Raw genomic sequence first — 2707 nt, forward strand, 5'->3', positions numbered from 1 at the left:
AAGTGAAGTATCGGTGATCACGGCAATGATCTCGGCCGATGAATGTTGTTTAATCCCGAGTGTAACACGGGCGCTAATCCGTTCTTCAAGAAAGAGAATTATATATCCTGCATGAGATACACCCGCTGCGTCCCATGTTTTTTCTTTATGATAATCTCCCCAGATGACGTGAATACCTTGGGCCATCCTGGCTGCAAGTTGCAAAGCCCGGTGCTGATCTTCCTCGATCAGAACAACCGTAGTACCAATAGCTTTCAGGTTATCGATAACCTCCTGAATAACCTGTGAATATCCAAATATTATTACATGTTTATGTGGGGTGAACGGGAGTTTCTGGGGAGGGGTTGGTTGTATCCGTGCCTGGATCATTGGAGTTATCAGGATATTGATGATACCAAAGAATGCTACAATTCCTGATGCCATGATTACAATGGCTACAAATGCCATCTGATCAGTTTTGAAGGGAACAAACTCTCCATATCCAACTGTTGTAATGGTCTCCATGACAAAAAGGAGTGATTTCATCAGAGAGACATCCTGTCCTTCATATATCGGGTAATAATACCAGAAGATGAGAACATATGCGATGATCACCAGGAAGAATAAAAGGATATAGAGTGTCAGCTGGAGCCGGTATGAGTGAATAAGCCTGGTTCGTATTCGTATGGATAATTTTTTGATCCGATTCATGTTCTATACTAATTCAGGGATTTTTTATTTTTCATTTGATCGCTTTGGTGTAGGTTGCATATCATCAATTCTTTCATTGCTTTAAAGTTCAATTCTGGTGATAACCCCATGTACTTTCTGGGCTGGGAGACGATAATATTGAACAAACGAAGGACAAATTCTTTTGATCAGGTAAAATAATTTAAACCCGATTTTCCTGCTTACGATCTCTTCCATTCCATAAAATATTGTTCGTTCTTCAATACCAGCCCGGTGTATGATCTGCATCAGATCAATAACTTCCATGTATCCTCGTGAGATAGTTAGTATCGAAAGTCCCGGTTCTAAATCTGGTTGTAGTGTAGACTCTATTCCAAAAGGGTTTTCGGTGCTGTTCATACTTACAATGATCGTCTTTTCATACAGTATTCCACTGGTAAAAATTGTTCGTGATATATAGGGTGGAATCCGGTCCACTGATCTGGCAAAGAAGACTGCAGTCCCGGTGATATGTTTTGTAGATTTGTAGATCTTGGCATATCGTTGTCTGAAGGTTTTCCAGTCCATCGGATGCATGGCATGGTATAACATCTTCTGGCCGTGTGTATAGATGATAATGACTGAGAATGGGACCGATGCAATAATGAGGGACCAGAAACCACCAGCCGGGACTTTTGTCAGCATTGAGATGAAAAATGCCAGATCCACAAGTGTCACCAGAACAGAGAGTGCGAAAAACCCCCGCTGGTTCTTATGGAGGAAAATGGCAGTCATGAGAATTCCGGTGATAAGCATTGTTCCCGTTACTGCGATACCATATGCCTCAGCCAACCTCTCTGAATACTGGAAGATAAGTAACATCAATATGACTGCGATACAGAGCATCCAGTTAATCGCATCGATGTAGATCTGGGTTCGCAGGTGTGATGAGGTATAGTCGATATGAAGCATAGGAAGCAGATGTGTAGAGATAGCCTGGAACGTGACCGAAAATATACCACTAATAACAGCCTGGGAAGCAATCACGGTTGCCATGATCATTACCAGGAGGAATGGGATGTACAGGAAAGACGCTTGAGAATATATCATCTCAAATAACGGATTATTGGCATTTCCTGTTCTTAAAAGATATGCCCCCTGACCCAGATACGAGATCAGGATAGCGATGAATACAAAGATCCATGCCCAACGGATTGGTTCCCGACCCAGATGTCCCATATCAGCAAATAGTGCTTCTCCTCCGGTAGCACAAAGGATAACCAGAGATAATGAGAGAAATCCATCAATTGGATTATCTACAAAGAATCGAAGTGCAAAGGAGGGTGAGAGCGAGAAAAGTATTTGCGGGGTCTGGATCAGGGAATATAATCCGGTTACCAGCAACACGATGAACCAGAGGATCATTACCGGTCCGAAGATCGCGGCAATTTTTTCGGTTCCTCTTTTCTGCGACCAGAAGAGGAAGAGAGTAATGAGGATTGCAATGGTGATAAGAAGACCCTGACTGATTTCGCCTAATACTGGAACGAGTTTGATACCCTCAACCGCAGAGAGAATACTGATTGCCGGTGTGATGACACAGTCACCGATCATCAGGGATATACCGAGTGTTGCGATTAGGGTGACAATTGCCAGACTTATTGGATGTTTGAGCATCGGGGAGAGAATTTCTTTTAGTACGATCGTCCCGCCTTCGCCGTTATGAGAGAGTCGCATGGCAAGAAATGCATATTGTAGTGAGACCAGAATGGTAAGTGTCCAGAATATCAACGAGATAAGCCCCATTATATCTTCCTCTGTCGGGGGAATCAGGGCGAATAGAACAGCCAGCGTATAGATGGGACTGGTCCCGATGTCTCCGAAGACAAGGCCGGTAGCCTTTATGATCGATGATACTGGCGGAATATTTTCCATAGATATCTACAGATAATCAAATCTTGAGGGATAAGAGGATTTGTACATGGAGTATTGGTGATACTTTAAGCAGGATGAAAACTTCCGGTTTGTTACCGTTTGAATTTGAAAAATATGAGATCCA

The 2707-nt window shown here is 42.9% G+C and carries 2 protein-coding genes; both read right to left on the minus strand.

What is annotated here, in order from left to right:
• On the minus strand, window positions 1-690 hold a 690-nt coding region (locus LUQ50_RS02210), incomplete at its 3' end, for an NAD-binding protein (protein ID WP_300035522.1).
• 81 nt (window positions 691-771) lie between these two features.
• Window positions 772-2583, minus strand: coding sequence for a KUP/HAK/KT family potassium transporter (locus LUQ50_RS02215; protein WP_300035524.1), 1812 nt, complete (start codon window positions 2581-2583; stop codon window positions 772-774).
• Window positions 2584-2707 lie beyond the last annotated feature (124 nt).

It is taken from the genome of Methanospirillum sp. (assembly GCF_028679455.1).
Lineage (GTDB): Archaea > Halobacteriota > Methanomicrobia > Methanomicrobiales > Methanospirillaceae > Methanospirillum.

Excerpts from the sequence above, each read along its gene's own strand:
- LUQ50_RS02215 (WP_300035524.1), bottom strand. The coding sequence starts at position 2,583 with ATGGAAAATATTCCGCCAGTATCATCGATCATAAAGGCTACCGGCCTT.